The organism is Kaistia defluvii (assembly GCF_026343955.1).
Taxonomy (GTDB): Bacteria; Pseudomonadota; Alphaproteobacteria; order Rhizobiales; family Kaistiaceae; genus Kaistia; species Kaistia defluvii.
Genome location: NZ_JAPKNI010000002.1, coordinates 457,148 through 480,823, shown reverse-complemented (window position 1 = coordinate 480,823; position 23,676 = coordinate 457,148). Strand labels below are relative to the sequence as shown.

The following is a 23,676-nucleotide window of genomic DNA, read 5'->3' as shown; positions in this document are numbered from 1 at the left end:
CGGAAGTCCTCAGAAGCGGGGAACAAGCATGCCGGCATCGGCGGAAATGACCTGGCCGGTCGTGTAGGGCAGCGCGCCCTCGGCAAGCGTCGCAACGACCCGGCCGAGATCTTCCGGCTGGCCCATGCGCGGCAATAGCGTCAGCCCTTCCTCGCGGATGCGGCGCCGATAGATGTCGGTCACGGCGCGTGTCATGTCCGTCTCGATCAGGCCGGGCTGCACGTCATAGACGGCGATGTTCTCCGCGCCGAGGCGCACGGCGAAAATCCTGGAGATCATCGCGGCGGCGGCCTTGGAGGCGCAATACTCGCCGCGCTGGACGGCAACGGCCGTGGCGTTGGACGACGTGACGTTGATGATGCTGTAGAAGCGGCCGTCGGCGCGATTGCGCGACAGCAGCCGGCGGGCAAACGCCTGCGTCAGGAAGAAATGCGCCTTGGCGTTGATCGCCATGCAGCGGTCATAGCTTTCTTCCGTCACATCGAGCAGGTCGCCGCGCGAGATCACGCCGACCCCGGCATTGTTGACCAGCGTGGTGAGCGGACCGAGCGCCGCTTCCGCCTGCTGCAGCAGCCCGTCATGGCCGGCGAGCAGGCTGACATCGCCCGGCACCTTGACGACGCGCGCGCCGGTTTCGATGACCGCGCTGGCGGCGCGGTCCAGTTCCTCGCTGTCCGTCAGGCCGTTCAGCGCTATGTCGAACCCGCTTGCAGCAAGAGCCTTGGCGATCCCGAGACCAATGCCCCGGCTCGCGCCGGTGACAAGCGCCGCCTGTCGAGCTCCGGTCATCCGCGTGCTCCATGCTTCACCAGTTCGCGCGCGATGATCATGCGCTGGATCTGGTTGGTGCCCTCGTAGATCTGCGTGATCTTGGCGTCACGGTAGAGCCGCTCGACCTCGAAGCCGCGGATGTAGCCGCTGCCGCCGAAGATCTGCACGGCATCGGCCGTACGCGCCACGGCCATGTCGCCGGCAAAGCACTTCGCCATCGAGCAGGCCTTGGTGGCGTTCTCGCCGCGATCGATCTTCACCGCCGCGCTCTGGACCAGCAGCCGAGCCGCCTCGATATCCTTCGCCATGTCGGCGAGCAGCCATTGCACGCCCTGGAAATCGGCGATCCTGGCGTTGAACTGCTTGCGCTGCTGGGCGTAGTCGAGCGCCGCCTCGAGGCCGGCCTGGCCTATGCCGACGGCGAGAGATCCAATGCCGACCCGGCCCTTGTCGAGCACGCTCATCATCATGTGGAAGCCGCGCCCCTCTTCGCCGAGCAGCGCCTCGGGAGGCAGCGTCACGTCGGAAAAGTTGAGCGCGCCGACCTGGCTCGCTCGCTGGCCCATCTTGTGTTCCTTCGGACCGCGCTCGACGCCCTTGGCGTTCAGATCGACGATGAAGATGCTCATGCCGCGATGGCCGGCATTCCTGTCGGTGCGCGCGAGCACGAAGCCGATATCGGCGACGGGCGCGTTGTGGATCCAGATCTTGCCGCCATTGAGCTTCCAGCCGGCGCCGTCGCGATCCGCCGTGGTGCGCAAGCCCGAGAGATCGCTGCCGGCCTCGGCCTCGGTCAGGCAATAGGCAACCTTGGTGCGGGCCGACATCACCGGCTTCAGCCATTGCGCCTGCTGCTCTGGCGTGCCGTGACGCACCAGAAGCGTCGAGATCAACTCGACGAGGCCGCACTGGTCGGCGACCGAGGCATAGCCGCGCGACAGTTCCTCCATGACGAGCGCATAGGCCAGCGTATCGAAGCCCGGGCCGCCGAGCGCCTCGGGAACGCCGATGCCGAACAGGCCGAGATCGCCCATCTGTTCGAAGATCTCGCCGGGAAAGCGCTCGTCCCGATCGAGGTCGATGGCGACCGGCCGGATGACCTCGTCGGCGAACTGGCGTGCCATGTCGCGAACCTGCTCGTGCGTCTCCGTCACAAACATCTCAGATGACCTCTTATGTAACTATCTAGTTACTGGCTATCATTGGCTCTGCATCCGGTCAAGCGGGAGAGGCTCGCGAATTGGCGCATGCGGGTCGACCGCGCGGCGGATTGGCTGGCAGATCCTGGGAGTTGCCGCGCACCCTCTTGCCAACCTCCGCCGCATTAAATAACTAAACAGTTACTTTTCAAGGGAGGAAGTCCATGCAGCCATCCAAGCGAGTGAAATTCGGGCGCACCGATCTGGAGGTGACGCCGTTCGCCTTTGGCACGGCCCCGATCGGCAACTTTGCGCGGCCCATCGACGAGGCGACATCCGACGGCATGATCCAGGCGGCCTGGGATGCCGGCGTCCGCTACTACGATACCGCGCCGATGTACGGCCATGGCCTGTCGGAGTTGCGCTGCGGCCACTCGCTGCGCTGGAAGGAACGCGACGATTTCGTGCTGTCGACCAAGGTCGGCCGGCTGCTGAAGCCGGCGAAGCGTTCCCAGATCGATTTCTCGCCCTGGAACAACGCCGCCGCCAATGAAATGGTGTTCGACTATTCCTATGACGGCACGATGCGCTCATTCGAGGATTCGCTACAGCGGCTGGCGCTGGAGCGCATCGACATCTGCTTCATCCACGACATTGACGTTTTCACCCGCGGCGCTGAGCAGCCCGAAGTGTTTCGCCAGGCAATGGACGGTACCTGGAAGGCGCTATCGGAGTTGCGCGACCAGGGCCTCGTCAAGGCGATCGGCGTCGGCGTCAACGAATGGGAGGTCTGCTACGAGGCATTGAAGCAGCGCGATTTCGACTGCTTCCTGCTCGCCGGCCGCTACACGCTTCTGGAGCAGGAATCGCTGGACAAGTTTCTGCCGCTCTGCGTCGAGCGCAACGCGGCGGTCGTGATCGGCGGCGGTTTCAATTCCGGCATCCTGGCGACCGGCGCCGTCGAGGGCGCCCGCTACAACTACGCGCCCGCCCCGGCCGAAATCCTCGACCGCGTGCGCAAGATCGAGCAGGTCTGCCGCGACTACCGCGTGCCGCTGCCGGCCGCGGCGATGCAGTTCGTCACGGCCCACCCGGCAATTCCCTCCTTCATCGCCGGCACCCGAACCGTCGAGCAATTGCAGAGGAATCTCGGCTGGTTCAGCCACGAAATCCCGGGCGATTTCTGGGGTGAACTGAAGAAGCAGGGATTGCTGCGCGAGGACGCCCCCACCCCCGCCTGATCCGCAAGAAGGCCCGCGCCGGACTGCCGGCGCGGGCCGAACACCGCAAAAAGGCGAAGCCGCTGTCAGCGCCCGGAAAAATCCGGTCTGCGCTTGTCGCGGAAGGCGGCGACGCCCTCGGCCAGATCTTCCGTCGAGGCGGCGAACATGCCGGCCATCGTCTCCAGCACGCGCTCGCGCTCCTCGCCCTCGGCAGCATTGATCAGCATCTTGGTGAGTTCGGTCGCGACCGGGGCGCGTTCGCAGACTTTCGCCGCCAACCGCTTCGCTTCGGCCATCCCCTCCCCGGTCGCCACCACGACATCGACGAGGCCAAGCTCCAGCGCCGCCTGCGCCTCGAAGACCTCGCCGAACAAGGCCATCCGCCGGATGGCCGGGGCGCCGAAGCGGCGCACGGCGCGCTGCGTGCCCGACCAGCCGGGAATGATGCCCAGCCCGGCCTCGGGCAGGCCGAGCTTCACATGGCTCTCGGCGATGCGCAGATCCGCTGCCGCCGCCAGTTCGAGCCCGCCGCCGAGCGCATGACCGTTCAGGACGGCGATCAGCGGTTGGCGCAGCCGCGCCAGCGCGTCGAACACCGCATGGCCCTCGCGCAGCCAGAACCGGCCGAACTCGAGCGGCGTCTTGCCGCTCCAGCCGCCGATGTCGCCGCCAGCGGAGAAGGCCTTGCCGCCCTCCCCGGTCAGGATCACGGCCCGAATGGTCTCGTCGCGCTCAATGCGCTGGCAGAGCGCGCCGAGTTCTCCGATTGCCGCCTCGTCAAGCGCGTTGAGCTTGTCGGGCCGCGCCAGCGTCAGGATGGCGATGGCGCCGTCCTGCCCAAACCGCACCCGAGGTTCGGACGCACCCGTCATGCCGCATCCAGGACCGGATGCAGCCCGACCTTCTCCGGATGAAAGAGCGACACGTCCATCTGCTTCAGGTGCGGCGCCACCTGCAACGGCGTCTCCGCGCGCTCCAGCACGTCCTTGCGCAGGTCGATGCCGGGGGCGATCTCCGTCACCATCAGGCCTTCCGGCGTCAGCTTCAGCACGCAGCGCTCGGTCACATAGGTAACGTCCTGACCCTGCGCGATCGCGCGCTGGCCCGAGAAGGAGATGTGCTCGACCGCGTCGACGATTTTCGCCACCTTGCCCTCCTTGTCGATCGACAGCCTGCCGTCATGGATGGAGAACTTGGCGCCGGCATTGAAATAGCCGGAGAAAACGATCTTGCGGGCCCGCGACGTGATGTCGACGAAACCGCCGGCCCCCGCCGTCACATGCGGCCGGGCCGAGAGTTGCGAGACATTGACCGAGCCGTGCCGGTCGATCTGCAGGAAGGACAAGAGCGACGCGTCGAAGCCGCCCCCCTGGAAGTAGGCGAACTGGTGCGGCGAGGCGACAAAGGCCTCGGCGTTGGACGAGCAGCCGAACTTGAAATCGAGCAGCGGAATGCCGCCGACCGCGCCCTGCTCGATCACCCAGGTAATGTCGCCATGTCTCCCCTCCTCCAGGAAGATGCGCGGCACATTGGCCGAAATGCCGAAGCCGATATTGACGGCCCAGCCGGGCTGCAATTCCTGCGCGACGCGCCGGGCGATTACCTTGGCGACGTCGAAGGGCGGCAGGCTGAAGGTGTCGAGCGGCCGGAACAGCTCGCCGGAAATGGCCGGGTCATATTCGGTTGCCGTCGTCTGCAACTGGTCCGGGACCTCGACGATGTAGTCGACGAGGATGCCCGGCACGCGGACATCATGCGGGCGAAGCGTGCCGGCCTGCGCGACCCGCTTCACCTGCGCGATGACAATGCCGCCACTGTTGTGGCCGGCCAGCGCCAATTCCATCGCGCCGAGATAGGCGCCCTCATGCTCGAAGGTGAGATTGCCGCGTTCGTCTGCGGTGCTGGCGCGGATGATCGCCACATCCGGCTGGATCGACGGGAAAAAAAGCCACTCTTCGCCGGCGAACTGAACCTTGCTCACCACGGGCCTGGCGCGGGCGCGCTCGTTCATCGCGCAGCCCTGGTTGTCGGGATCGACGAAGGTCTCCAGGCCGACCTTGGTCAACACACCGGGACGCTTCGAGGCCCCCTCGCGCAGGATATCGAACAGCACACCGCTTGGAATGTTGTAGGCGGCGATCTCGTTGCGGCCCAGCATCTGCCAGATCAGCGGCGGCTCGGCCGAGGACGGACCCGAGGGATAGGAGCCGCCGATGATCGTCGAGATCATGCCCGGCTGGGCAAGATGATCGACGCCCTTGGTGCCGAACATGTCGCCGGCCGCGATCGGGTGGATCGTCGTCAAACCGCGCGGCGCGCCTTCGTTGCGGTAGCGCTCGCCAAGGGCGGCCAGCACCGCGTCAGGGCAGGCGAGGCCGCTCGACGAATTCACGGCGACGATCGCCCCATCCCTGACCAGGGCCGCCACTTCCGATGCGGCTCGCAACTTGGACATCATTCCTCCGGACGCGCTATTTAAGTAACCAGTTGGTTATTACCCTAAAAAATCCCCGCCTCCCTCGCAAGGGGCAAAATGCCCGTCACGCGGTTCGACGCCGAATGGAGGCCCGCCTCCTTGCCCTCCCGGAGTTGGAGAAAAACCCCATGACGGCGCATACTTGATGCTCCCAGGCTTTCAGGATATTAAGTAACTAATTAGTTATTATACAGGGAGGCACTTGATGAGTCTGTACTTCGATCGAACCTACCAGCGCTCGTTCGGCACATATCCGCTGATGGGAGACGAACTCACCAGCGCCGTCGCCCATGCTGCCAAGGTCGGATATCGTGCCTTCGATACCGCTCAGATGTACAACAACGAGGCTGAGGTAGGCGCTGCGATCGCCGCGCTCGGCCTGCCCCGCGACGAAATCTGCATCACCACCAAGGTCCACCCGGACAACTTCTCGGACGCCCTTTTTCTCCCCTCCGTAGAAGAGAGCCTGAAGAAACTCCGCGTCGACCGCGTCGATGCGCTCCTGCTGCACTGGCCGGCCTATGACGGCGACAACACCGGTTCCCTGCGCCTGTTGCAGAAGGCGAAAGAGCTTGGCTTCACCGACCATATCGGCGTTTCCAACTACACGTCGCGGATGATGCGCGAAGCGGCGGTACTTGTCGACGCGCCGATCATTGCCAACCAGGTCGAGTTCCATCCGCTGCTCGACCAGACCATCCTGCTGAAGGCCGCGACGGAGACCGGCATTCCGCTGACCTCCTATTGCTCGGTGGCGCGGGGCGAAGTGTTCAAATACCCGGTCTTCGCCGAAATCGGCGCGAGCTATGGCAAGTCGGCGGCGCAAATCGTGTTGCGCTGGATCCTGCAGAAGGGCGTGCCGATCAACACCATGTCGACCAAGCCCGACAACATCCGCGCCAATTTCGACGTGATGGATTTCACGCTCTCTAGCATCGACATGGACCGTATCGATGCCATGCGCGCGACCGGCTATCGCTGCGTCGACAAGGCGAAAGTGCCGACCGCCCCCGAATGGGACTGAACCCCTCGCAGACAAACGCGGCGCTCGAAGAAGCGCCGCCGTCGCGAGAGGAGACGGGGGCGGAAAGCCCGCTCAGCGATTTCCCCGGATCAAGTCGGAACCCTTTTCGGCGATCATGATGGTCGGGGCGTTGGTGTTCGAGCCGATCAGGCTCGGCATGATCGAGGAATCGCAGATGCGGATGCCCTCCAGCCCGCGCACGCGCAGTTGCGGATCGACCACCGCCATCGCGTCGACGCCCATCTTGCAGGTGCCGGTCGGGTGATACGATGTGCGGCCGTACTGGCGCGCATAGTTCTCGAAATCCGCCTGGGTGCGCACCTCCTTGCCCGGGAAATGCTCCTGCCGGACATATTTGGCGAAAGCCGGCTGGTTCATGATCTCGCGGCTGATCTTCACCCCCTCGGCCGAAACGCGGAGGTCGTCCGGCTCGGCGATGAAGTTCGGATCCACGATCGGCTTGTCCTCGGGCCGACTGCTGCGCAGCTTGACCGTGCCGCGGCTCTTCGGCCGCAGCGTGTAGGAGTTGAGCGTGCAGCCGGAACCGGACTGGATCGCCGGCACGCCGGCCTCCACGCCCGCGCCGGCGAGGAAATGAAACTGCAGATCCGGGTTGGCCAGCGAGCGGTCCTGTCGCCAGAATGCACCGCCTTCAACGACGTTGGACGTCACCGGCCCGGACTTGAACAGCGTGTATTGCAGGCCAGCCCAGAGCATCCAGTGCAGCTTGTTGTATTTGTCGAGGCTGTCAGCGGTCTTCAGCTCGTAGACGATGTCGATGCCGAAATGATCGCTCAGATTCTCGCCGACGCCGGGGAGATCCTGCACCACCTCGATGCCGAGCGCACGGAGTTGGTCGGCCGGGCCAACGCCCGAAAGCAGCATGATCTTCGGCGAGCCGACCGCGCCGGCCGTCACCACGACCTCCTGATCGGCGTGCACGCTCTTCAGCGCGCCGCCCTGCCGGTATTCGACGCCGATGGCGCGATTGCCGGAGAACAGGATCTTCGTCGTCAGACAGCCCGTCTCGACGGTCAGGTTCGGCCGCCGCAGGACCGGGCGCAGATAGCCGACGGCGACCGAGCAGCGCCGGGCGTTGCGGATCGTCGTCTGATAGACGCCCGCCCCTTCCTGCACCGGGCCATTGAAGTCCGGATTGTAGGGCATGCCATATTGCTGGCAGGCCTGGACGAAGGCACGAGTTACCGGCTGCGGATCGCGGATGTTGGAGACGCCGAGCGGCCCCTCCGTACCGTGATAGCCGGAAGCGAGGATTTCATTGCCTTCCGAGCGAAGGAAATAGGGCTGCACGTCCTGGAACGACCAGCCCTCGCAGCCCTCGTCTTGCGCCCAGCGGTCATAGTCGTCCGGCACGCCGCGGGTGAAAATCTCGGCATTGATGGAGCTGCCGCCGCCGAGCACGCGCGCCTGAGCATAGGGGATCTCGCGATTTCCCGCGTGCTTCTGCGGCGCGGTGACGAGCCCCCAGGTCAGAGGCCCCGTGGTCATCTTGGCGAAGCCGACCGGCATGTGGATGTAGGGGTTGGTGTCGCGACCGCCCGCCTCGAGCAGCAGGACACGGGCGTCCGGGTTCTCGCTCAGCCGGTTGGCCATGACGCAGCCGGCCGAACCGCCGCCGACGATGACGTAGTCGTAGCCCTTCGCCGCCATCACGACACCCAGGGCTCGCGACGGCCGAGCGCGATATGCGTCGCCTTGACCTCGGTATATTCCTCGACGCCATAGATGCCGGCTTCGCGGCCGGTGCCGGACTGCTTGAAGCCGCCGAGCGGCAGTTCCGGCCCGTTGTTGATCGTCGTGTTGACCCAGACGCGGCCCGCGCGGATGCGGCGGAACGCATCGGTCGCCTTGTCGAGATTGCTCGTCCAGATGCTGGCCGCCAGGCCATAGATCGTGTCGTTGGCGATCGCCATCGCCTCGTCGAAGGTCTCGAAGGTCGAGATGGTGAGCACCGGACCGAAGATCTCCTCCGACGCGATGCTCATCTCGCGCGTCACATCCGCGAAGACGGTGGGCTGGACGAACTGGCCTGTGTCGCTCGGATAGGCCTCCCCGCCGCAGACCAGCCGTGCGCCTTCGCGCTTGCCGGCCTCGATATAGCCGAGGATGGTCGCGTTCTGGGCCGCCGTGACGATGGCGCCCATCTGGGTGTTCGGGTCGAGCGGATCGCCGATCCGAACCCGCGCCATCTTGGCGGCGACCAGCGCCTCGAACTCGGCCGCGATCGACTTCTCGACGACGAGACGGCTCCCGCCGACGCAGCACTGGCCGGCATTGAAGCAGATGCCGAAGACAACGCCGTCCGCAGCCTCGTCCAGATTGGCATCGGCGAACACCACCTGCGGGTTCTTGCCGCCGAGTTCCAGGCCGACCTTCTTGAAATTGCCGGCCGAGGCGAGCAGCACGCTGCGGCCGACCGCGGTCGAGCCGGTGAACGAGATCATGTCGACATCGGCATGCTCGGCCAGCGCCTGGCCGATCTCGCTGCCGCTGCCGGTTACGACGTTGAAGACGCCATCCGGCAGGCCGGCGTCGGAGAGGATCTCGGCCAGCAGCAGCGTTGTCGCCGACGTCACTTCGCTCGGCTTCGAAACGATCGTGCAGCCGGCGGCGAGGATGAACGGCACCCGCTCGGACAGGATGAAGAACGGGAAATTCCACGGCGTGATCAGGCCGACGACACCGATCGGCTCACGCGTCACCAGCCCCAGCATCTTGTCGCCGAGATTGTTGAAGGCGTCGCCGTGCAGCGCTCGCGCCGCGCCGGCGGCATATTCGAAAATATTCGCGCCGCCCTCGATCTCCCCGCGCGCCTGGCCGATCGGCTTGCCGCTTTCGAGCGACTCCAGCAATGCGAGTTCCTCGACGCGGGCGCGGATGCCGGCGGCGGCCTTGAGCAGCACGCTCGCCCGCTCGCCGCCCGGCAGGCCCGACCAGCGCCGGTCCTCGAAAGCCGTGCGGGCCACGCCGACGGCATGGTCGATATCCGCCCTGGTGCAACGGACCGTGCGGGTGACGGCGACGCCATGCGCGGGGCTCTTGCGCTCGGACATGGGACGATCGCCGGCCTCCGCCCATTGTCCATCGACGAAGAAGCCGAATTCGCGGGCGCTCGCCGGCACCGTCCAGACTGCAGAGTTCACGTCCATCATCATTCTCCTACCCACGCCCGACACGCCTTGGCGGCCGCGCGTCACAAACCAGCGTTACCCAGTAACCATTCCGTTATAACAAGACCCGGTTTCAGGCCATGACGATCTGAACCTTCAGCGCTTCTGGATGGCGTGGCAGCGTCTCGAAGGCCTGCTGGATTTCGGCCAGCGGCAGGCTGCGAGCGCGGAACGACTCCGTGCGGAAGCGGCCATGTGCCAGCAGTGTCAGCGCGTCATGCATGTCCTCGCCCATGCCCGCGACCGAGCCCTTGATCGAGTTTTCGCGCAGCACGGTGGCGAGCAGCGGCAGCGGTACGGTGTCGGCCGGACCGGCAATGCCGAAGGCAGCGATGTGGCCGCCTGGTCGGATCAGCTCGAACGCCTTGGCATAAAGCGCCGGCAGGCCGACGCTCTCGATGACGATGTCGGCGCCCCGTCCGCCAGTGTGCTTCAGCACGGTTTCGCGCAGCGTCGCCGGATCGGAAATCACCACATCTGCGCCCGCCTCCAGCGCCATGGCGCCACGCACCGCCGAGGGTTCGGCGACCAGGATCGGCGCCGCGCCGACGAGGCGCATCATCTGGATATGCAGATTGCCGATCGGCCCCGCGCCAAGGATCAGGACCGACTGGCCGAAGCGGACATCGGCCTTGCGCGCCGCCCTGACGACGCAGGCGATCGGCTCGACCAGCGCCAGGAGGTCGAAGGGCGCGTCCGCAGGCGCGGCCATCACAAGCCCCGACGGCATCACGACATAGTCGGCGAAGGCGCCGTCACGCGAGATGCCGACCTGCCGGACCTCGGCGCAGTTCAGCACCTCGTTGCGGCGGCAGTAGAAGCAATGGCCGCAGCCGATATTGATGTCGGCGACGACGCGGTCACCTTCGCCAAAGCCGCGAACATCCGCGCCGACAGCCGCCACCGTGCCGGCGAATTCGTGGCCCGGAATGATCGGCAGGCTCTCGGCCGCGTAGTGGCCATTGAACATGTGCATGTCGGTGCCGCAGATGCCGCAGCGCTCGACCCGTATCAGCACGTCGTCGCGGCCGACCGCAGGCACGGGCACCTGGCGGATCTCGAACCGGCCGGGCGCGACCAGCACCGCCGCGCGCATGAGGGAGGGAACCGCGCTCACTTCACCGTCCTCACCTTGGTGCGGTCGATGGTGATCGCGATGGCGCCGACGAGCACGAGGCCGAAAAAGATCTGCTGCGCCGTGGCCGGCACGTTCAGATAGAGCATGCTGGTGCGGATCACGGCGACGATCAGGGCGCCGATGAAGGTGTTGAGCACGCCGCCGACGCCGCCCGTCAGAGGCGTTCCGCCCACCAGTACGGCGACGATCGCCGGCAGCAGGAAGCCGTTCGCCATCACCGGCGAACCGCCCGAAAGCTTGACGGAAAACAACAGTCCCGCCATGGCGGCGAAGGCGCCGGAAATCGCGAAAGCGATCATCTTGTAGCGGTTGACCTGCAAACCGGAGGCAACCGCTGCCGGCTCGCCGGCGCCGATCGCCTTCAGGGCGCGGCCGAGCACGGTGCGCCGCTCGATCACCAGCGCCACCACCAGCAACACCAGGGCGATGATCATCTCGCGCGGCAGTCCGGCCGTGGTGCCGATCATCCAGCCGAATGCCTGCTCGCGCAGGGTGGCGTCCATGTAGAGCGCCTTCTGCCCCGAGGCGTACTGGCCGACCGAGAGCGCGATGCCGCCGACGGCGAGTGTCGCGATGAAGGACGGCACCTTGAACCGCGTCGAGACCAGGCCGGAGACAAAGCCGAACAGCGCGCCGATGGCGATGCAGACAGGCGCCGCGAAGGCGCCAATGTGCACGAGCAGCAGCGTCGCCAGCACGGTGATCATGTTGGCGACCGACTGCGCCGACAGATCGATGCTGCCGATATAGATGACGAAGGTGATGCCAAGCGCCATGATGAACAGCGTCGAGATATCGCCGGCCAGATCGATCAGATTCTCCAGCCGCAGGAAGTTGGGATCCAAGATGCCGACGAACAGCGCCAGCAGGACCAGCGTCATCCAGGGGAAGTGCTTCTTGAGATTATGAAGGTTCATCCGTCCGCGCCCCTAGATCATGTAATGAACGAGATCGAACAGCGACGGCTTGGTGCCGGCGCTGCAATCGAACCGCTTCTGGATGGCGCCGTCCTTGACGACGAGGATGGTGTGCGAGAGCCCGATCGCCTCTTCCAGCGTGTCGGCGATCAGGACGATTCCCGCACCGTCCGCGTTCATCGCCCGCACCATTTCGTAGACGTCCTCCTTGGCGCCGATGTCGAGGCCGCGGGTCGGATGGTCGAGCAGAATGATGTCGGAGCCGCCGCTGCGCCATTTGGCGAGAACGACCTTCTGCTGGTTGCCGCCGGAGAGATTGCCGCAATCGGCCATCTCCGATGACGCCTTGATCGACAGCTTGGCGATCCAGTCCTTGGCGGTCGCCTTCTCGTCGCCGATCCGCAGGAAGCCGAAGCGGCTGTAATTGCCCATCTGCGAGAGCGTGATGTTCTCGTAGACGTTCATGCCGGCGACGATGCCCTCGACCTTGCGCTCGCGCGGGATGTAGCCGACGCCGCTGGCGACGCTCGCTTCGGCGGAAAAGCTCTCGACCTTGCGTCCCTTGACGGCGAGGTCGCCCAGCACCAGCTTCTGCAGCCCGAAGATGGTGCGCAGGATCGCCTCGCGGCCCGAACCCTCCGTGCCGACCAGCGTCAGCACCTCGCCGGCGTGAAGCTGGAACGAGACATTGCTGTATTGGCCGGGAACCGTGGCGTTGCGCAATTCGACCAGCACGCGACTGGCGTCATAGGGAAGCTGCTTCTCTTCGCGGTAGTATTCCTTGTTGATGTCGCGACCGACCATCTTACGCTGGATGCTCTCCGCGCTCGCCTCGGCCGAGACGACATGGTCGACGACCTCGCCATCCTTCATCACATAGACGCGGTCGGTCAGCTCGAGCACTTCGTCGAGCCGGTGCGAGACGAAGATGAAGGCGGCGCGCGAGCGCAGTTCGCGCACCAGCTTGAACAGCAACTCGACCTCTTCCTTGGCCAGCACCGAGGTCGGCTCGTCGAGCAGGATCACCAGATCGCCATCGACGCGCTCCTCCAGCGTCAGCACCTTGGCGAGCTCGACCAGCTGGCGCTGCGCGAAGGAAAGCTTCGCGGTGATGATCCGGGGATCGATATCGAGCTTGACCTTGGCCAGCTGGAAGCGGGCGGCGGCCGCCATCTTCTTCCAGTTGACGACGCCGAGCTTCACGAACTGCTGCTCGAAGCCGAGGAAGATGTTTTCCATGACGCTGAGATTGGGGATCAGCGACTGCTCCTGGAACACCATGCCGATGCCCTTCTGCATCGCCTGGCGCGGGTTCTCGAAGCGGACGGGGATGCCATCCTTCAGCACCTCGCCGCCATCATGCTGGTAGGCGCCGTAGATCACCTTCATCAGTGTCGACTTGCCGGCGCCGTTCTCACCGACCAGGCCAACGATCTCGCCTTGGCGGATCTCGAAATCGATCGCCTTCAGCGCCCGCACATTCGGGAAGCGCTTCTCGACTTTCCTAAGCTCGAACATTGGCGGTCACTTCACGAAAGCGAGGGATTTGCGGTCGGTCGACAGCACGACGGCGATGATGACCAAGAGACCGAGGACGCCGTCCTGCACGTATCGAGGAAGGCCCATGACGATCATGCCGTTATTGATGACGTTGACGATCAGCACGCCAACCAGCGTGTTCCAGACGCCGCCGCTGCCGCCCCAGAGCGCGGTGCCGCCGACGACGATCGAGGTGATCGAGACGAACATGAAATTGTAGCCGGTCGCCGTCTCGGCGATGCCGAGCTGCGCCACGGCGAACAGCGCGCCGAAGGCATAGAACACGCCGGCCAGCGCGAAGCCGGCGATGCGGACGCGGCGGACATTGAGGCCCGAGGCATGCGCCAGGTCCTCGCCACCGCCGACGGCGTAGAAATTGCGACCGAGCGTGGTCTTGCTCTGGATGAACCAGGCGAACAGCAGCACGACGAAAGCGACATGCACCATCAGCGGGAAGCCGAGGAAGCGCTGGGTCAGCAGCGAGCGGAACAGCGGGTCCTCAACGCGGATGCGGTCGCCGCCGGTCATCATCAGCGACAGGCCGATGCCGACGAAGCCCATGCTGAGGCTGGCCATGAAGGAGGGAATGCGCAGCCCGACATGGACGGCGCCGGTGACGAGGCCGCAGGCCGCCCCGACCAGCAGGCAGGCCGGCAGAGCCAGCCAGCCCCAGCCACCAAGCGTTCCACCCAACGCCATGAAGATGCTGGCGAAGACGACGGCGCAGACGGCGACCGCCCCCTCCATCGACAGGTCGATCGACCCCATGATGATGATGAAGGTGGCGCCGACGGCGATCATCAGCGGCGGCGTCGCGGAGATGCCGATACGGGCGAAGTTCTTCAGGGAGAAGAAGTTCGGATTGACCATGGAGAAGAAGACGACCAGCGCCACGAGCACCAAGAGCGGCGCCCAGCGCTGGAGATCCCCACCACGGAAGGACAGGTTCGGCATGTTTGGCTCCTGGAAGACGCGCGGCCTGGATTTCGCTCAGCCTCGTCCATGCGCTGCCCGGCCTGCCGCCGCTGCGGCAGCGGCGGGCGACGGGAGACGCCCGCGACCGGGCGCCTCCCCTGCGGGGTCACGCGGTAACGACGGACTCAGTAGGTGATCGGACCGTTGGAGGGACCCCAGAAGTCCTTCCAGTCATAGGTCGGCGTCGCGTCGATGTACTTCTTCTTGAAGTCCTCGGCGTCGGCCTTGGAGATCAGGATGGTCGGGCCGTTGAACTCGCGATGCTCATGCGGCTCTTCCGACGGCTTGAAGGCGCCGGTCGCCGCGTAATAGGCCAGCGCCGCGGTGATGCCGCCACCCCAATGCGGGTTGGTGTAGACGGTGGCGAGCAATTCGCCGGCAATCACGAGATCGACCGCCTGGGCATTGCCGTCATAGGCGACGACGGGGATCTGGCCGGCCAGGCCTTCTGCACGCAGCGCCTCGAGCACGCCATAGGCCATGGTGTCATTGGCGCAGAATACGCCGGTGATCTCGTCGCCGAAGCGGGTCAGGTAGCTCGACATGATGCTGTTCGCCTTCTGGGTGTCCCAGTCGGCGGCCTGGTAGTCGAGCAGCTTGATGTCGGGGAAATTCTTCAGCGCGTTGTCGAGGCCCTTGCGACGCTCGATCGCCGGATTGTTGGAGGCGATGCCGCCCAACCCGACAATGCTGCCCTTGCCGTTCATTGCCTTGAACAGGATCGTCGCGGTCTGCTCGGCCGGGCCGACATCCGACCAGCTCATATGCGAAACGTAATTGTCGCCGAAATCCCACGGATGCAGATCATCAGTCTTGTTCCAGATCGTCGAGACATAGGCGCCCTTGGCAACGACCGCCTCGACGACGGGACGCGCATTCGGCGAGTCATTGGTGTCGATGGCGAGCGCCAGCTTGCCGTCGGTCTTGCCGAGCAGCGCCTTGACGTCGGCGAGCGATTTCTCGCTGCTGCCCTCGTTGATCAGGTGCACCAGCGCGCTCTTCGGCTTGCCGAGGCTCTCGACGAAGGATTCGCCGCCCGAGACGATCGAATTCCAGTACGGGTTGGTGCGGTCACGATAGGACCAGGCGATCGTCGGGTCCTCGATCGCGCCGGCGGCCTGCGCCCGGCCCGTCCCTACGATCGACGCAGCGGCGGCGCCGGTCAGGCCGAAAGCCGAGGCCAGCATGAAATTACGCCGGCTCAGCGTTTCCTTCTCGATGAAATCCTTGATGAACGACATTGGTTCCTCCCTGTGAAAACCATCCCGAAACGAACGATGCCCCTGCGGCTCCCGAGCGACGCGGACCCACCCACGCATCGCCGCCACGAGGGACTTATTGCACTAACTAGTTACTGGGATGAATTCCCCCTGTCAATCGCGCCGACGGCGACGGAAAGGCTCGTCGCATCGTCGCCGTTGTAAATATCCCGTTAGTTCAACTTAATCGTACGACGTGCTAGGGAGCGGCGGCCGGGAGGGTCCTGACAGAGCATCCGGCGGCGTTCCGGCGCAGCGGCGGCGCGCCAGTACAGGCCGATCAGCCGTGTGAGGGCGATTGCCTTGCAGCCCGGCCGCGAAACGCTAAGAATGATGAACGGAAGAAGGGAAACCGAAAAAGCGATGGTCACGTCCACCACTGAAAAACCGCGTGCCCGCGATGCTGAGGCGACCCAGAAGCGAATCCTGGCGGCGGCGAAGAAGGAGTTCGCCAAGAACGGCCTGGGGGGCGCACGCGTCGACCTGATTGCCGAGCGGGCCAAAGCCAACAAGCGGATGATCTACCACTACTTCGAGAGCAAGGAAGCGCTGTTCCAGCGCGTGCTTGAGGACGCCTACACCGACATCCGAATGGCCGAGCAGAAGCTGCAGCTCGACCATCTCGACGCCGGGACGGCGCTCGATACGCTGGTCCGCTTCACCTGGAACTATTATCTCGCCAATCCGGAATTCCTGACGCTGGTCAACAGCGAGAACCTGCACAAGGCCAAGCACCTGAAGAAGTCGCAGGTGATCCACGTCGTCAGCCGCAAGGTGGTGACCCTGGTCGAGCAATTGCTGGAACGCGGCGTGCGGGAGGGCGTGTTCCGGCCGGGCATCGACCCCGTGCAGCTCAACATCACCATCGCGGCGATCGGCTACTATTATCTCAACAACCGCTTCACCGGTTCAATCGTGTTCGAGAAGGACCTGATGACACCGCAGGCGCTGGACGACCGCCTGGCGTTCAACATCGACACGATAAGGCGTCTCGTCTGCAAATAAGGCGGCCACGCGCGAGCGCGGCGCGGCGCAGGCCGGCGACCTGGGCCTGCTGGATCTCGTCCGGATTTTGGTCGAGTCCGCCACAAGCAGGAGGCGGACAAATCAAGCGTTCACCGCCGTCGGGGCTCGGGCCGCCCCTGCCCTACTCAGCCAGCGGCAATGCGAGCTTCCCCAGGCAGGATGCGCTCCGCAATGTCATTCACCCGCCGGGCAGTTCGAACGGAACATGGGCACAGTCACGCTGGCTCGCTTTTTCCCCGCCGAGCCGAGCGCCGTGATTCCCACAGAGGCTGAAGACAGGGAAGTCCATGGCCGCATGGCGGAGGACCGGCCTCGCCCCTAGATGGTACCGAGGCATTGGCGATCGCCCCCTACGTCAGGCGACCAGCCGGCAGAGATGACGGACTTTGCGCGAAACGAAGAAGCCAGAGCGCAAGGTGGATAGCGAAATCCACGCCAGCGGCTTCTCTTCTAGAACAATCATCTCTTTGAAAAGAAATGGTGCCCGGAGGCGGATTCGAACCACCGACACGCGGATTTTCAATCCGCTGCTCTACCAACTGAGCTATCCGGGCGCCGGCGACCGGCGCCGCAAGGGCGTCTCGATCGCGAAGACAGGTGCCTTATAGGCGACGGTCCGAGACGTGTCCAGAGGCCGGAGAACGAAGAATGCAGGCTGTGAACAACTCGGTCGGAAGAACCGAAACCGGCCCGGGCGGACCGCCCCGGCAGGGCTCGAAGGCACCGCTCAATCGTCTTCGCCACTGCCGGCGTCGGCCTCGACCACCGGAATGGCATAGGCGCCGGACAGCCACCGGTGCAGGTCGACATCCTTGCAGCGCTTCGAACAGAACGGATAGAAGGCGCGGACGGTATCCTTGCTGCAATTGGCGCAGCGGCGGGGTGCGCGCAGCGGCAGGATTTCCGCGACCTTGGGAGTGGCAGGCTTCTTGGGTGCTGTCATGGATCCGTCCCTACCTCAGGCCGACCCCAGCCAGCCCTTGCGGACGGGGAAGCCTTCCCCGTCGAGCATCGCGATCGTCTCATAGAGCGGCAGGCCGACCACGGAGGTGTAGGAGCCGACCAGCTTGACGACGAAGGTGCCGGCAAGGCCCTGGATCGCATAGCCGCCGGCCTTGTCGCGCCATTCGCCGGACCCAAGATAGGTATCGATTTCCTGCCGGCCAAGACGCTTGAAGCGCACCTTGCTCTCGACCAGGCGCTGGCGGACGGAGCCCTTCGGCGTCAGCAGGCAGACGGCCGTGTAGACGCGATGCGACCGGCCGGACAGCAAGCGGATGCACTCTGCCGCCTGATCGTGGAATTCCGCCTTGGGCAGGATGCGCCGGCCCACCGCCACCACCGTGTCGGCGGCCAGGATATAGGCATCGGCAAATTCCGGTGTGCGCGCCGCCATGGCGCGGGCCGCGTCCGCCTTGCTGCGCGCCAGCCGCTTGGCAAGGCTGCGCGGCAGTTCGTTCTTCAACGGGGTTTCGTCGACCGAGGTCGGCAGGAGACTGTCCGGTTCCAACCCTGCCTGGGCGAGTAGCTGCAGCCGTCGCGGGCTGCCCGATGCAAGCAGGAGTTTGGCAGTGCCTGTCATTCTTCCGTCCGGTCGATTGTCTGGTGGCGCCACGAAGATCGCCCGTGGCGGAGCGGCGGGACCGTAGCCGAATTGCCGAGGCAAGGAAACAGATCGCGACAGACCGCGTGCCCCCTATCCGCTCGGCAGGGGAATCCAGCCGAAGCGGTCCTTGATCCGGCGACGCAACTGATCGCGCACGTCGCGGTAGGCATCGAGGATCTGCTCGCGCGTGCCATCGACCAGGGTCGGGTCCGGCGTCGGCCAGTATTCGACCGTCACGGCCATGGTGCGTGTCAGTTCCAGCGCGCGGTGATGGGCCTGCGGCGACAGCGTGACAACGAGATCGAAATTGGTATCCTCGAGTTCCTCGATCGTGTGCGGCCTGTGACGGCCGAGATCGAGGCCGCTCTCCTCCATCACCACGGTGACGAACGGGTCTGTCTCGCCTTTGCGCACGCCGGCGGAGGCGACATAGAGGCGCGGAAACAGCTGCATCGTGATCGCGGCGGCGATCGGCGAGCGGATCGCGTTCATGCCGCACATGAACAGGACGGAGGCCGGTGGCCGCTGATCGCGGGGCTGGAACACACCCGGAGCCTCGGCTGCTTCCAAGGCTCAGCCTTTCCAGTGCAGCGCGCAGACCAGCGTGAACAGTCGCCGCGCCGTCTCGAAGTCGACCAGGATCTTGCCGGCCAGCCGCTGCATCAGCAGATGCGAGCCGTCGTCATGCACGCCGCGCCGTCCCATGTCGATGGTCTCGATCTGGCTCGGCGTCGCGGTGCGGATCGCGGCGTAATAGCTGTCACAGATCAGGAAATAGTCGCGCACGATCTTGCGCAGCGGCGTCAGCGACAGGGCGTGCAGGATCAGTGGCGCGTCGTTCTCGTCGCGCACGTCGAACACCAGCCGGTTCTCCCGGATGGCGAGATGCAGCCGGTAGCCACCGGCCGGATGGTCCGGCAGCGTGAAACGATTGTCCTCGACCAGATCGTAGATCGCGATCTGGCGCTCGTGGTCGACATCGGCCGAGGCTCGGCCCAACGTCGCCCCGTCGAGGACGACGGCAACGAGCTTGCCGGCGATCTCGGCTTGGGAAGCGCTGGCCATGTCGAGTTCCGCTTTCATCGATCGGCGGCTCGATCCTGCTACAGATTGAGCCGGATCGCCACCGAGCGCGCATGCGCGCCGAGGCCCTCGGCTTCGGCCAGCGCGATGGCGGCCGGGCCGAGAACCCGGAGCTGCTCCGGCCCGGTGCGCAGGATCGACGTGCGCTTCATGAAATCGAGCACCGAGAGGCCCGACGAGAAGCGGGCCGAACGCGCCGTCGGCAGCACATGATTGGAGCCGCCGACATAGTCGCCGATCACTTCCGGCGTCGTGCGGCCGACGAAGATGGCGCCGGCGTTGCGCACCTTCCGGACCAGCGGCTCGGGATCGGCGACGGCGATCTCCAGATGCTCGGGCGCCATGCGATCCGACAGCGGCACGGCGTCGTCGAGCGAGGCGACCACGATGACGGCGCCGAAATCGCGCCAGCTCGCCGCTGCGGTTTCTCCGCGCGGAAGCGTCTTCAATTGCCGCTCGACGGCCAGTTCGACGGCGTCGGCCAGCTTCGAATCGTCGGTCATGAGGATCGACTGCGCGGCCGTGTCGTGCTCGGCCTGCGCCAGCAGGTCGGCGGCGATCCAGTCCGGATCATTGTCGCCATCGGCGATCACAAGCACTTCCGACGGACCGGCGATCATGTCGATGCCGACCGTGCCGAACACCTGCCGCTTGGCCGCCGCGACATAGGCATTGCCGGGGCCGACGATCTTGTAGACCGGCCGGATCGTGTCGGTGCCATAGGCGAGCGCCGCCACGGCCTGCGCGCCGCCGATGCGATAGAGCTCATCGACGCCGGCAAGGCGCGCCGCCACCAGCACCAGCGGGTTGATGACCCCGTCCGGCGTCGGCACGACCATGACGAGACGATCGACGCCGGCGACCTTGGCCGGCACCGCGTTCATCAGCACGGAGCTTGGGTAGGAGGCGGTGCCGCCCGGAACATAGAGCCCGACGGCCTCGATCGCCGTCCAGCGCGAACCGAGCTCCACGCCGAGCGCATCGGTATAGCGGTCATCGACCGGCTTCTGGCGGGCATGATGTGACTGGATGCGGTCCCGCGCGAGCACCAGCGCGGCGCGGGTGCGGTCATCGACGCGCTCGTCGGCCGCCTCGAACTCGGCCTCGGAGACGAGCAGGGCATCGGCGGTCAACTCGAGACGGTCGAAGCGCGCCGTGTAATCGAGGACGGCGGCATCGCCGCGCGCGCGGACATCGGCGAGGATGCCGCGCACCGTGGCGTCGACATCTTCCGACACTTCGCGCTTGGCGGCGAGCAGCGCGCGGAAGCGCGTTTCGAAATCGGGATCGGTTTGGGACAGGCGAATGGCCAAGACGTCGGCTCCTCAGATGCGCGCGACGTCTCTAGCGCGGTTCGGGCGGGCGGGAAAGGCCGCAAGCGCGTTCCGGGTCTTGCGCAGCCTCCCGAGGCCGCGCAATCCACCTCAGGCGGACTGCTCGTCCAGACGATGCTCGGGGCAGCACTGGGTTGACCAGGCGGGGCCGAGATCGCGCACGGCCGCCTCGATGCACTCGACGTCGAGCGCGATCGCGCCGCCGCCTGCGAAGATCAGCGTGATGGTGCCGGCCGGCTCTTCCTTGGCCTCGAAGGCGATGGCGAGAAGATCGAGGACGGCGTCAGGACGGCTGCGGTCGATACCGGTCGAGCGGACGGCGAGCACACGATCGAAGTGAAAGCCCGAACGACGGCGCTCCCAGTTCTTCTTGCGGGCATTGCCCTCGGGCTGCTTTTCCCAGACGAACCGATTGATGACGCCGGCAAAACGCTTCTCCTTCGGAATGAAGGCGATGTCGCCAACCTTCAGAACGGCGTCCTGAACATGCGCGGACACGACGGCGAGGTCTTCTGCGTCAAACGCGGCGAGTTTAAGCTGATCCATGAGCACACCTGTCGGCCTGTTTACTTGAACCGACAGGTAGGGTCTGTGTGACCGGACCGCAACAGGGCAATTGCACGGCGCGGCCCGTCAGCGGGGCTTTTGCTCGATCTCAGCCGGAAATCCGCTCGATCGTCGCGCCGCAGCGCGACAGCTTGTCTTCCAGCCGCTCGAAGCCGCGATCGAGATGATAGACGCGATTGACGATCGTCTCGCCTTCGGCGACGAGACCGGCGATCACGAGCGAGACGGAGGCGCGCAGATCGGTCGCCATCACCGGCGCGCCCTTCAGCCGCGGCACGCCGACCACGGTCGCCTTCTGGCCGTCGAGATGGATCTCCGCGCCGAAGCGGGCCAGTTCCTGCACGTGCATGAAACGGTTCTCGAAGATCGTCTCGCGAATCACCGACGTGCCGTCGGCCCGCGTCACCAGCGCCATCAGCTGCGCCTGCAGATCGGTCGGGAAGCCCGGGAACGGCTCGGTCGCGATGTTGACCGGCTGCAGATCGGCGCCATTGCGATAGACGCGCAGGCCTTCATTGGTCTCGGTGATCTCGGCGCCGACCTCGCGCAGGACTTCCAGCGGACGCATCAGCGTGTCGGCCCGCGCCCCTTCCAGCAGCACGTCGCCGCCGGTCATCGTCACGGCCATGGCATAGGTGCCGGCCTCGATGCGGTCGGGCATCACCGAATGGCGCGCGCCGTTCAGGCGGCTGACGCCCTCGACGCGGATGGTCGAGGTGCCCGCGCCATGGATCCGCGCGCCCATCTTGATCAGGCATTCGGCGAGATCGACCACTTCCGGCTCGCGCGCCGCGTTCTCGATTGTAGTTTCGCCCTTGGCGAGGGTGGCCGCCATCAGCGTCACATGCGTCGCGCCGACCGTCACCTTCGGGAAGACGACGCGGGCGCCCTTCAGGCCGTTCGGGGCGCGAGCGATGACATAGCCGCCCTCGATGTCGATTTCGGCGCCCATGGTCTGCAGTGCCTCGAGGAACAGGTCGACGGGCCGCGTACCGATGGCACAGCCGCCGGGCAGCGACACTTTCGCAAAGCCCTCGCGCGCCAGAAGCGGGCCGATGACCCAGAAGCTCGCGCGCATGGCCGAGACCAGCTCGTAGGGGGCGGTGGTGTCGACGATGGTGCGGGCGGTCAGATGCACCGTCTCGCCGGAAAGCTCGGCCTCGCCGAGGCGCTTGCCGGCCACGGTCATGTCGACGCCGTGATTGCCGAGGATGCGCTTCAGCTGCGCCACGTCGGCAAGGCGCGGCAGGTTGGCCAGCGTCAGCGTCTCGTCGGTCAGCAGGCTCGCGATCATCAGCGGCAGAGCGGCGTTCTTGGCGCCGGAGATCGGGATCGTGCCGTTGAGACGCGCGCCACCGACGATGCGGATTCTATCCATGAGAAGCCAAGCCTTTCCGAAGCGAAGGTGTCGAGCGGCGGCCCTGCATCAAATCGTGCCCCACCCCGAATGGTCTGTCGCTCTAATGCAGGAATGAGGCCGATACAAGGAAAAGCCGGCTATGGCACGGCGTCCCGTCGGCGCGATCGCCCTATTCGCCGTCGCGCGCGGCCCTGGCGGCCGCCTTGCGGCGCGAGAGATTGGTCCGCAGCGCGGCCGCGAGCCTTTCCTCGCGCGCCTTGGCGGCGCGGGCGACCGAGGCCTGGTGCGGAGAAAGCGCGGGCGCCTCGCCGGCGGAATCGGCCGTCTCGGCCGCCCCTGCGGCCGGGTCGCGCAAGGGGGAATCCGCCACGGGCGGGATCGTCTCATCGACAGGTTTGCGGGTCATGCCACTCGGTCCCGAATTCGAAAATCTGGACAAGACGCCATCGAAACGGCGCCATGCCGGTCTCTATAGGCCAACCGGCACGCCCCACACAAAGTCATTCGTACCGGAGTCGGTCGCGGAGGGCCCGAGCGGCTGTTCGCGTGTTCCCCTGCCCTCGCTCTGTCGTGCTGCCGGATCCTGAGCGCACTGCCTGTGGATGACTTTGTCTTTCACAGGCCTTTTCGGCGGATATGGGCCGGATTATGCGTTTCCGGCGAGAAAGACCGGGAACTGTGCCGGGAGGCGCTTGATCCCACCGCCCCGCTGTGGCAATAGACCGCCGTCCGGGAAATTCACCGGCCGGCGCTGCAGTAGCTCAGTGGTAGAGCACACCATTGGTAATGGTGAGGTCGAGAGTTCAATCCTCTCTTGCAGCACCACTCTATCCCCTTGATATCGTTAGAAAACTGCGTCATTCCTAGGGTTCGGCTTGCTCCACCGTGCCACAGGAGCGTGCCACAATGGTGCTCAGAATGCCGCGTCCGACAGCCCGCCGAGATAGCTCTCGGCACCAATTGAAGCTTCGTGTTCCCGCTGATATCCGGGAACGTGCGCGGGGCCTCCCAGTCCGATTTGATTTCCCCGCAAACGGAAATTCACCCG

Annotated in this window: 22 protein-coding genes and 2 tRNA genes; 4 read left to right on the top strand and 20 right to left on the bottom strand. The window is 65.5% G+C overall.

Annotated features, from left to right (window positions below; genetic code table 11):
- Positions 1 to 9 precede the first annotated feature (9 nt).
- Both OSH10_RS06630 and OSH10_RS06625 read right to left on the bottom strand, forming a co-directional pair.
- Complete coding sequence (locus OSH10_RS06630) at positions 10 to 789, bottom strand: 3-ketoacyl-ACP reductase (protein ID WP_266330846.1); 780 nt, start codon at positions 787 to 789, stop codon at positions 10 to 12.
- A complete protein-coding gene (locus OSH10_RS06625) occupies positions 786 to 1,931 on the bottom strand; it encodes an acyl-CoA dehydrogenase family protein (protein ID WP_266330845.1) in 1,146 nt (381 codons plus the stop codon). Before OSH10_RS06625 ends, OSH10_RS06630 begins: the two co-directional genes overlap by 4 nt.
- Before the next feature lie 203 nt (positions 1,932 to 2,134).
- On the opposite strand from OSH10_RS06625, the gene OSH10_RS06620 reads away from it, so the two are divergent.
- Entirely contained in the window at positions 2,135 to 3,151 is a 1,017-nt protein-coding gene (locus OSH10_RS06620; RefSeq protein ID WP_266330844.1) for an aldo/keto reductase, read from the top strand.
- A gap of 65 nt (positions 3,152 to 3,216) precedes the next feature.
- On the opposite strand, the gene OSH10_RS06615 is transcribed toward OSH10_RS06620, so the two are convergent.
- Both OSH10_RS06615 and OSH10_RS06610 read right to left on the bottom strand, forming a co-directional pair.
- Positions 3,217 to 4,005: an enoyl-CoA hydratase/isomerase family protein gene (locus OSH10_RS06615; protein WP_266330843.1), complete on the bottom strand. Its 789-nt coding sequence runs from the start codon at positions 4,003 to 4,005 to the stop codon at positions 3,217 to 3,219.
- Positions 4,002 to 5,588: an acyl CoA:acetate/3-ketoacid CoA transferase gene (locus tag OSH10_RS06610; RefSeq protein ID WP_266330842.1), complete on the bottom strand. Its 1,587-nt coding sequence runs from the start codon at positions 5,586 to 5,588 to the stop codon at positions 4,002 to 4,004. Before OSH10_RS06610 ends, OSH10_RS06615 begins: the two co-directional genes overlap by 4 nt.
- Before the next feature lie 226 nt (positions 5,589 to 5,814).
- Between OSH10_RS06610 and OSH10_RS06605 the strand changes: the two genes are divergently transcribed.
- Positions 5,815 to 6,633: an aldo/keto reductase gene (locus OSH10_RS06605; protein ID WP_266330841.1), complete on the top strand. Its 819-nt coding sequence runs from the start codon at positions 5,815 to 5,817 to the stop codon at positions 6,631 to 6,633.
- A 72-nt stretch (positions 6,634 to 6,705) separates the two neighbouring features.
- Here the strand turns inward: OSH10_RS06605 and OSH10_RS06600 are convergent, their stop codons facing one another.
- The 7 genes from OSH10_RS06600 to OSH10_RS06570 form a co-directional block, all read right to left on the bottom strand.
- On the bottom strand, positions 6,706 to 8,304 hold the full coding sequence (locus tag OSH10_RS06600; RefSeq protein ID WP_266330840.1) for a GMC family oxidoreductase: 1,599 nt from the start codon (positions 8,302 to 8,304) through the stop codon (positions 6,706 to 6,708).
- Positions 8,304 to 9,803 (bottom strand): aldehyde dehydrogenase family protein, encoded by a 1,500-nt coding sequence (locus OSH10_RS06595; protein ID WP_266330839.1) that lies wholly within the window; start codon positions 9,801 to 9,803, stop codon positions 8,304 to 8,306. Before OSH10_RS06595 ends, OSH10_RS06600 begins: the two co-directional genes overlap by 1 nt.
- Before the next feature lie 94 nt (positions 9,804 to 9,897).
- Positions 9,898 to 10,941 (bottom strand): zinc-dependent alcohol dehydrogenase, encoded by a 1,044-nt coding sequence (locus OSH10_RS06590; RefSeq protein ID WP_266330838.1) that lies wholly within the window; start codon positions 10,939 to 10,941, stop codon positions 9,898 to 9,900.
- Positions 10,938 to 11,879, bottom strand: coding sequence for an ABC transporter permease (locus tag OSH10_RS06585; protein WP_266330837.1), 942 nt, complete (start codon positions 11,877 to 11,879; stop codon positions 10,938 to 10,940). Before OSH10_RS06585 ends, OSH10_RS06590 begins: the two co-directional genes overlap by 4 nt.
- Before the next feature lie 12 nt (positions 11,880 to 11,891).
- Positions 11,892 to 13,397, bottom strand: coding sequence for a sugar ABC transporter ATP-binding protein (locus OSH10_RS06580; RefSeq protein WP_266330836.1), 1,506 nt, complete (start codon positions 13,395 to 13,397; stop codon positions 11,892 to 11,894).
- Positions 13,398 to 13,403: 6 nt separating this feature from the next.
- Positions 13,404 to 14,372: an ABC transporter permease gene (locus OSH10_RS06575; protein ID WP_266330835.1), complete on the bottom strand. Its 969-nt coding sequence runs from the start codon at positions 14,370 to 14,372 to the stop codon at positions 13,404 to 13,406.
- Between the two features lie 146 nt (positions 14,373 to 14,518).
- Positions 14,519 to 15,634 carry a sugar ABC transporter substrate-binding protein gene (locus tag OSH10_RS06570; RefSeq protein WP_266330834.1) on the bottom strand — a complete coding sequence of 372 codons (1,116 nt, stop codon included), beginning with the start codon at positions 15,632 to 15,634 and terminating at the stop codon, positions 14,519 to 14,521.
- A 381-nt stretch (positions 15,635 to 16,015) separates the two neighbouring features.
- Here OSH10_RS06570 and OSH10_RS06565 point away from each other — a divergent pair, with 381 nt between their 5' ends.
- Entirely contained in the window at positions 16,016 to 16,657 is a 642-nt protein-coding gene (locus OSH10_RS06565; protein WP_266330833.1) for a TetR/AcrR family transcriptional regulator, read from the top strand.
- A gap of 499 nt (positions 16,658 to 17,156) precedes the next feature.
- Here OSH10_RS06565 and OSH10_RS06560 read toward each other — a convergent pair.
- From OSH10_RS06560 to OSH10_RS06520, 9 genes are all read right to left on the bottom strand, one after another.
- Positions 17,157 to 17,232, bottom strand: a tRNA-Phe gene (locus OSH10_RS06560).
- A gap of 173 nt (positions 17,233 to 17,405) precedes the next feature.
- Complete coding sequence (gene yacG, locus OSH10_RS06555; RefSeq protein ID WP_266330832.1) at positions 17,406 to 17,621, bottom strand: DNA gyrase inhibitor YacG; 216 nt, start codon at positions 17,619 to 17,621, stop codon at positions 17,406 to 17,408.
- Positions 17,622 to 17,636: 15 nt separating this feature from the next.
- Entirely contained in the window at positions 17,637 to 18,260 is a 624-nt protein-coding gene (locus OSH10_RS06550; protein ID WP_266330831.1) for a Maf-like protein, read from the bottom strand.
- Positions 18,261 to 18,374: 114 nt separating this feature from the next.
- Entirely contained in the window at positions 18,375 to 18,854 is a 480-nt protein-coding gene (locus tag OSH10_RS06545; protein WP_407660682.1) for an arsenate-mycothiol transferase ArsC, read from the bottom strand.
- Positions 18,855 to 18,857: 3 nt separating this feature from the next.
- Positions 18,858 to 19,349 (bottom strand): UPF0262 family protein, encoded by a 492-nt coding sequence (locus tag OSH10_RS06540; RefSeq protein ID WP_266330830.1) that lies wholly within the window; start codon positions 19,347 to 19,349, stop codon positions 18,858 to 18,860.
- Positions 19,350 to 19,387: 38 nt separating this feature from the next.
- Positions 19,388 to 20,680 (bottom strand): histidinol dehydrogenase, encoded by a 1,293-nt coding sequence (gene hisD / locus OSH10_RS06535; protein ID WP_266330828.1) that lies wholly within the window; start codon positions 20,678 to 20,680, stop codon positions 19,388 to 19,390.
- A 111-nt stretch (positions 20,681 to 20,791) separates the two neighbouring features.
- Positions 20,792 to 21,247 (bottom strand): DUF2948 family protein, encoded by a 456-nt coding sequence (locus tag OSH10_RS06530; protein ID WP_266330827.1) that lies wholly within the window; start codon positions 21,245 to 21,247, stop codon positions 20,792 to 20,794.
- A gap of 109 nt (positions 21,248 to 21,356) precedes the next feature.
- Complete coding sequence (murA, locus tag OSH10_RS06525) at positions 21,357 to 22,646, bottom strand: UDP-N-acetylglucosamine 1-carboxyvinyltransferase (RefSeq protein ID WP_266330826.1); 1,290 nt, start codon at positions 22,644 to 22,646, stop codon at positions 21,357 to 21,359.
- A 151-nt stretch (positions 22,647 to 22,797) separates the two neighbouring features.
- Positions 22,798 to 23,034, bottom strand: a complete 237-nt coding sequence (locus OSH10_RS06520; protein WP_266330825.1) for a hypothetical protein — start codon at positions 23,032 to 23,034, stop codon at positions 22,798 to 22,800.
- 344 nt (positions 23,035 to 23,378) lie between these two features.
- Between OSH10_RS06520 and OSH10_RS06515 the strand changes: the two genes are divergently transcribed.
- Positions 23,379 to 23,453, top strand: a tRNA-Thr gene (locus OSH10_RS06515).
- Positions 23,454 to 23,676: the final 223 nt, after the last annotated feature.